At 74.0% G+C, this 6,825-nt stretch carries 7 protein-coding genes; 2 read left to right on the top strand and 5 right to left on the bottom strand.

The window, feature by feature from the left end:
- Positions 1-512 precede the first annotated feature (512 nt).
- The gene (locus tag AC6CH6_RS16570) at positions 513-851 is read left to right on the top strand and encodes a hypothetical protein (RefSeq protein WP_498255949.1); all 339 of its coding nucleotides are present in this window, start codon (positions 513-515) and stop codon (positions 849-851) included.
- Positions 852-926: 75 nt separating this feature from the next.
- Here the strand turns inward: AC6CH6_RS16570 and AC6CH6_RS16565 are convergent, their stop codons facing one another.
- A complete protein-coding gene (locus AC6CH6_RS16565) occupies positions 927-2,165 on the bottom strand; it encodes an acyl-CoA dehydrogenase family protein (protein WP_115163522.1) in 1,239 nt (412 codons plus the stop codon).
- Between the two features lie 50 nt (positions 2,166-2,215).
- On the bottom strand, positions 2,216-4,333 hold the full coding sequence (locus tag AC6CH6_RS16560; RefSeq protein ID WP_498255948.1) for a 3-hydroxyacyl-CoA dehydrogenase NAD-binding domain-containing protein: 2,118 nt from the start codon (positions 4,331-4,333) through the stop codon (positions 2,216-2,218).
- 131 nt (positions 4,334-4,464) lie between these two features.
- On the opposite strand from AC6CH6_RS16560, the gene AC6CH6_RS16555 reads away from it, so the two are divergent.
- Positions 4,465-5,010: a GNAT family N-acetyltransferase gene (locus AC6CH6_RS16555; protein ID WP_167508917.1), complete on the top strand. Its 546-nt coding sequence runs from the start codon at positions 4,465-4,467 to the stop codon at positions 5,008-5,010.
- Position 5,011: 1 nt separating this feature from the next.
- On the opposite strand, the gene AC6CH6_RS16550 is transcribed toward AC6CH6_RS16555, so the two are convergent.
- From AC6CH6_RS16550 to AC6CH6_RS16540, 3 genes are read right to left on the bottom strand one after another with little or no spacing between them, the layout of a single operon-like run.
- Complete coding sequence (locus AC6CH6_RS16550; RefSeq protein WP_498255947.1) at positions 5,012-5,716, bottom strand: TetR/AcrR family transcriptional regulator; 705 nt, start codon at positions 5,714-5,716, stop codon at positions 5,012-5,014.
- A 60-nt stretch (positions 5,717-5,776) separates the two neighbouring features.
- Positions 5,777-5,950: a hypothetical protein gene (locus AC6CH6_RS16545; RefSeq protein ID WP_498255946.1), complete on the bottom strand. Its 174-nt coding sequence runs from the start codon at positions 5,948-5,950 to the stop codon at positions 5,777-5,779.
- A 5-nt stretch (positions 5,951-5,955) separates the two neighbouring features.
- The gene (locus AC6CH6_RS16540; RefSeq protein ID WP_498255945.1) at positions 5,956-6,825 is read right to left on the bottom strand and encodes an SMP-30/gluconolactonase/LRE family protein; all 870 of its coding nucleotides are present in this window, start codon (positions 6,823-6,825) and stop codon (positions 5,956-5,958) included.

The raw sequence follows: 6,825 nt of genomic DNA, 5'->3' as shown, positions 1-6,825 counted from the left end.
CTTTTTCGCTCGGTTCTCGCGATCTCTCGCTCTCCCCGCGGCGACCTCCTCAGCTTATCCCGATCTTCTCCGCTTTCCCAAATCGCTTTTCCGTCGCTCAGCGGCGAAAAAGTTCTTCGGGAGAAGAATTCGTGGATCTGCCGGATTCGGTGCCGTGGGCCGCAGCGATTCCTCACTGCTGCCCGAAACAGCTCCACCAGCGTACCCGACCCTGTCCCGGCCCACAAGCTGTCGGCCACCGCGCAGCGGTGATCGGCTTGGTGGTTCGAGGGGGTTCGGTCCGCCGGATTCGGCGTTGCCGTCCGGGGCGATCTCTCGCGTCCCTTGCGGCGACTCGGAATACATTACACACGCCCCGCAGGACCGTCAAAACCCCGGAGGGCCGGGCGGACGCCTCCTCGTCGCAGCTCCCGGCGCTCCCCCGTCCACCGGACGAGCCGGTGGCCGGAGCGGCGGGGACGGCAGTGCGTAGGCTGATGGAACATCGATGCCACGACCCGAAAGGACAGCAGATGAGCACCTCACCGGAAGAGCTGCCGGAGACCCCCGACACCTACGAGGGCGCCGCCGAGGTCGACCCCGAGCACTGGCGCGAGGATCCGCTGATCGAGGGCGCCGAGGCCGGCGCGCAGGACGAGCGCGTGGACCCCGAGCACCCGGAGGTCCCCTCGGAGCAGGAGCTCCGGGACGAGACGGCGGAGGCCCGCTACGAGGCGGGCGAGGAGCAGGTCCCGCCCAAGGAGCCCCGCATGGGCGAGGCGATCGCGGACCTCGACGTCCCCGAGGACCCCGCGTTCGAGGACGAGGTCGACCCGAGCAACGACTCGTTCCACGGCGGCGCCGACCTCTGAGCCCCGCCGGACCGAGCACGACGGCGCCCCGGCCTGCATGGCCGGGGCGCCGTCGTCATGTGGACTCGGACGAGCTCAGGCGAAGGCGGAGATGCCGGTGATCCCGCGTCCGATGATCAAGGCTTGCACGGTCTCGGTGCCCTCGTAGGTGTGCAGCGCCTCGATGTCCGCGAAGTGGCGGGCCACGCGGTTCTCGATGAGGATGCCGTTGCCGCCCAGGAGGTCCCGGGCGTTGGCCGCGATCGAGCGGGCCGTGCGCGTGGAGGTGTACTTCGCCAGCGACGCCTGCTCGGCGGTGAGCCGGCCGGCCTCCTCCCGCTCGGTCATCCGTGCCACGAGGAGCTGGATCTGGGTGAGCTCGCTCAGCATCCGGGCCAGCCGCTCCTGCACGATCTGCGAGGCGGCCAGCGGGCGGCCGAACTGCACGCGCTGGGCCGCGTACTGCACGGCGGTCTCGTAGCAGGCCTGGGCGTGCCCCACCGCGCCCCACGCCACGCTGATGCGGGTCGCGAACAGCACGTCGGCGGTGTTCCTGAAGGACCGTGCCGCCGGCAGCGCGTTCTCCTGGGGCACGAAGACGTTCTCGAACCGGAGGTGCGCCTGGTGGATGGCCCGCAGGGCGAGCTTTCCGCGGATGGTCGTGCCGGTGTAGCCCTCGCTCTCCTGGGGGACCACGAAACCCCTGACCTGGCCGTCCTCGTCGGCGCGGGCCCACACCACGGTGATCCCGCCCATCGAGCCGTTGCCGATCCACTTCTTCTCCCCGTTGAGCACCCAGCCGCCGTCCACCGGGGTGGCACGGGTCTCGAGGCTGACGGAGTCGGAGCCGTGGGTGGGCTCCGTGAGGGCGAAGGCGCCGAGGAGCTCGCCCGTGGCCATCCGCGGCAGCCAGCGCTGCCGCTGCTCCTCGGACCCGCACATGGCGATCGACCGCATCGCGAGCCCGCCCTGGACGCCGGAGACGGTCGCGATGGACCCGTCGCCGCGGGAGAGCTCCATGCTGATCAGGCCCGCGGCGGTCTTGGACATCTGCTCGTAGCCGTCGACGGCCACGCCGTCGCGCAGCAGGTCGAGCTCCCCGAGCCGGCGGACGAGGTCGAGGGAGTACTCCGAGCGGTCCCAGTGCTCGCCGATGACGGGCAGCAGGTCCTCCTGGACGAACCGGCGGGCGCGCATCCAGTGCCCCCGGTCGGTGTCGGAGACCGCGTCGAACGCGCCGGCGGCGTCGGTGTCGAGGGCCTTGTCGAGGACGTAGTCGGGCTCCACGGTGCCGGCGGGGAACAGGGTCGCGCCGGTCTCGGGGGTGGCGGTCATGGCTGGGTCCTTCGTTCTGTGGGCTGGCGGGAGGTCGGTCGGGGCCAGGGTCAGTCCTGGTGGAAGCGGCGGCCGAGGACGCGCTCGGAGGCGCCCGTGCGGTCGAGGTACGGGGTGATCCCGCCCAGGTGGAAGGGGTAGTTGGCGCCGAGGACCATGCACAGGTCCACGTCCTCGGGCCCGGCGACGACGCCCTCGGCCAGCATCGCGCCGATCTCCTCGGCCAGGGCGTCCTGCACCCGCACGAGCAGCTCCTCCGCCGGGACGGGAGCGCCGGCGGGATGCTCCGCCCGGGTCCGCTCGAGCAGCCGGGCGGCGTCGGCGGCGAGGTAGCCGTCCGCGCCCGTCCCCGGGGCCTGCTCGATGGGCAGCACGTGCGTGAGGCCCGCCCCGACCACCGCGTCCATCCACGGGGACCGCGCGAAGCGCTCGGGGTAGGCCCGGTGCATGGTCTCGTCCACGTGGTGCAGCACGGCCGGGCCCACGAAGTCGAGCAGCCGCAGCGGGGTCATGGGCAGGCCCATCGGATCGGGGGCGTGGTCGGCGACCGCCACGTCCGTGCCCGCGTCGATCGCCTGGACGATCACGTCGAACAGCCGGGTCAGCACCCGGTTGACCACGAAGCCGGGGGCGTCCTGGACGCGCACCGCCGTGCGGCGCAGCGCCGCGGCGAGCTCGAAGGCGGTCGCGAGGGCCGCGTCGCCGGTCCGCCGCCCGGCGACGATCTCGAGGAGCGGGGTGACCTCCACGGGGTTGAAGACGTGGAAGCCGACCACCCGTTCGGGGTGCCGGAGGCCCTCCGCCATGGCGGTGACGGACAGGGAGCTCGTGTTGGTCGCGAGGATCGCGTCCGGGCGCACGACCTGCTCCCACTGGGCGAACACCTTCTTCTTCACGTCGAGGTCCTCGAAGACGGCCTCGATCACGAAGTCCGCGTCGGCGAGGTCCTCCGGCCCGCTCGCCCCCGTGACGAGGGCGCCGAGCTGCTCGGCCTGCTCCGCGCTGATCCGGCCCCTGGCCGCCTGGGCGGCGAAGCGCTCCCGGGTCCGGGCCACGCCGGCGGCGAGCCGCTCGTCGTCGAGGTCTGTCATGACCACGGGGATCCGGGCGCCGCTCGCGATGAGCGAGGCGAGCTGGCCGGCCATCAGGCCGGCGCCGATCACGGCGGCCTTGCGCAGGGGCACGGGCTCGGCGGCGGGCACGTCGGCGGCCTGCCGCGAGCGGGCCGAGACGAGCTCGAACGCGTAGAGGGAGGCCTTGGCCACGTCCCCGCGGACCAGCTCGGCGAAGGCGGCCACGGCCTTCGTCCCGTTCTCGGTGCGGGACTCCGTCCGGGCGTCGGCCACGAGGTCGATCGCCACGAGCGGTGCCGGCGCCGCGCCGTGCCAGGTGCGCTCGGCGCGGTCCCGGGCCTGGTCCACGGCGTCCTGCCACTCCTGCTCCCCGGCGCCGCCGGGCGTGCCCGCGCGGCGGCGGGTCTCCCCCGCGTCGAGCGCGTCGAGCGTGCCGGCCACCCACCGCTGCCAGGCGGTGTCCCACTCCCCGGTCCCCGGGGCGGCGTCGAGCACCACGTCCACGAGGCCGAGCTCGAGGGCCTCCGCCGCCCTGGTGTTCCGGCCCCGCAGGGAGTCGAACACGATGACGCGCAGCGCCGCGGCCGGACCGATCAGGTGCGGGAGCAGGTGCACGCCGCCCCAGCCCGGGAAGAAGCCGAGCCGGCACTCCGGCAGTCCGAGCGGGCCGGTGCGCGGGTGGGCCGCACGGTAGTCCGTGTGCAGGGCGAGCTCGAGCCCGCCGCCCAGGGCCTGACCCGTGAGCAGGGAGAAGGTGGGCACGCTCGCGTCGGCCAGGACGCCGAAGGCCTCGTGGCCGAGCCCCACGTACCGGTCGGAGACGCCGCTGAGCTGGGCGTGGCGGATCTCCTTGAGGTTGGCCCCCGCGCCGAAGGACCGGGCGTTGCCGGTGACCACGATGGCCTCGACCGCCGACTGGTCGATCGAGCCCAGGACGTCCCGGAGCTGCTCCAGGGCCGCGGAGCCCCAGATGATCAGCCCGCCCGGCGGGGTGGAGTCCAGCCGCACCAGGGCGACGGGGGCGGAGCGTCCGGGCAGGACCAGCTGCTCGACGTCCACCGCGACGGTGGAGGGGAAGGACGGGGCGGGTGCCATGGGCGGACTCCTGACGAGTGGTGTGATCGTCACCACTCTGACTGATACCGAGTCTCAGGTCAAGGGATTGAGTCTCAGTGTCGTGGTGCGGCGTGCGGTTCCGGGGCGTTCAGGCCGTATTCTGGCTGGTGATGATCGACGTGCTGCCCCCAGAGACCGAGCGCCTCGCGTTCCGCCGCTTCGACGGCGCGGACCTCGAGCCCATGCACTCCTACCAGAGCCGCGAGGACTACGCGCAGTACGCGTGGCGGGGCCCGCGCACGCGCGAGGAGTGCGAGCGCACCCTGGCCGAGAACAGCGGCCTGCGGCCGTGGGGCCGGGACGGCGACTCCGTCCGCTTCGCCGTCTCCCCCCGGGGCTCGCGGGAGCTCGTGGGCGAGATCGTGCTGACCCTCACGGACGCGGCGGCCGCGCAGGTCGAGATCGGCTGGGTGGTCCACCCCGACCACGCGGGCCGGGGCATCGCCTCCGAGGCCGCCCGCGCCGCGATCGAGTTCGCGTTCGCCGAGCTGGGCGCCCACCGGGTCTGCGCGAGCCTGGACGCCCTCAACGTGAGCTCCGCCAAGGTCTGCGAGCGCATCGGCATGCGCCTGGAGGCGACCCTGCGCGAGAGCCACCGCCAGCTGGGCGAGTGGCGCGACGAGCTGATCTACGCGATCCTCGCCGACGAGGTCTGAGTCATCGGCGCAGGGCGTCCCGCACGGACGCCAGGATCTCCTCCGTGTCCGCGCCGGGGTCCAGGACGGTGACGACGACGGCGGGGCGGGCCCCGGGCGCGGCGACCGGCCGCGCCGCGCCGTCCTCGTAGCCGGAGACGAGCGTGTGCGCGAGTCGCTCGAGCTGCCCGGCCAGCTCGGCCGAGGGGTCGGTGTCCGGTGCGCGCAGCCAGGCCCGCAGGGCGGCGTTGTGCACCGCCACCGCGGCGGCGGACAGCGCCGTGGCCAGCGTGCTCCGCCCCGGCGAGTCGGGCAGCGCGGAGCGCAGGTAGCGCTGCAGGACCCGCTCGTAGCGGTGGGACGTGATGAGCTCCCGGTCCCGCAGCTGCGGGACCTGCCGGAGCAGGGCGTTGCGGGCCAGCGCCCGCTCGCGGTGGTCGAGGTGGTGGCGGAAGACCAGCAGCACGCCGTCCCGCAGCGCGACGGCCGGATCGGTGCCCGGCTCCTCCCCCGCCCGGGCCAGCTGCTGCTCGAGGCGCTCGAGGTTCGCGGCGTGGTCCGCGAAGACGATGTCCTCCTTGGACCCGTACTTGCGGAAGAACGTGGCCCGGCTGATGCCCGCGGCGAGCGCGAGCCGGTCCACGGTCGTGGCGTCCCAGCCCTGCTCCGCGAGCAGGCGGATCGAGCCGGTGACGACGTCCGGGGCCGCCCGGGGGGTCTCGGTCATGGGTGCCTCCTCGCTGACGATGGTAGACCCGGGCCTCCCGCCGCGTGCGGGCCGAGCCCGTCAGCGGCGGGCCCGGGCGCCGAAGAACACCGCCCCGGCGGCGCACAGCACGGCCAGCACGGCGAAGGAGAGCGCCGAGGAGGTGCCCCCGCTGAGCAGGGAGCCCACGAGGGCCACGACCCACACGAGCACGAGCAGCCACAGCAGACCTGCGGTGCGCCGGGGGTTCTCCACCGCGCTCAGCCCCCGAACGGCAGGACGGGCAGGCCGGGGACGTCGACCCGGACCGCGAACAGGGAGCCGGCGGCGGGGTCCTCGTCCGGGGCGAGGTTCTCCCGGGACGTGGTGATGTAGAGGGTGCGCAGGTCTTCCCCGCCCAGGCAGCACGCGGTGGTCTGGCGCGCGCCGACCTCCACGACGGTGTCCAGGGCGCCGTCGGCCGTGTAGCGGTGCACCTGCCCGGCGCCGTGCAGCGCCACCCAGACCGCGCCCTCGGCGTCGACGGTCAGCCCGTCGGGGTGGACGTCCCCCTCCGCGAGCTCGGGCACCACGAAGGTGCGGCGCCCCCGCAAACCCCCGTCCGGGGACCAGTCGAGGACGTCGACCTTCCCGGTGGGCGTGTCGTTGTAGTAGGCCAGCGCGCCGTCCGGGGACCAGGCGATGCCGTTGGAGACGGTGACGCCCTCCAGGACCGGCTCCCAGCGCAGGTCCGGGTGCACGCACCAGAGCGTGGCCGCGCCCTCCGTCTGGTCCCAGGCCATGGAGCCGACGTAGAAGGAGCCGTCCGGGCCGGCCCCGCCCTCGTTCATCCGGACCGCCCCGGGCTCCCAGAGCTGCTCGGCCGGGTGGACGGTGCCGTCCGGGTCCTCGAGGGCCACGCCGGTCTCCAGCGCCAGCACCGCTCCCCCGGTCGCGCGCGGGCGCACGCAGGCCACGACGTCCCCGACGTGCTTGCGGAGCACCTCGCCGCCCGCGCCGAGGGACAGCACGTCCCCCGCGAGCATGTCGACCCACCGCAGCCCGCCCCAGGACTCCGACCAGCACGGCCCCTCGCCGTGGTAGGTGACGGAGTCGGTGATCCGCTCGGCGCGCAGCCGCCGCGCCGCCAT

Source organism: Kocuria sp. GQ42 (assembly GCF_059758435.1).
This window is presented reverse-complemented; position numbering and strand designations above follow the sequence as displayed.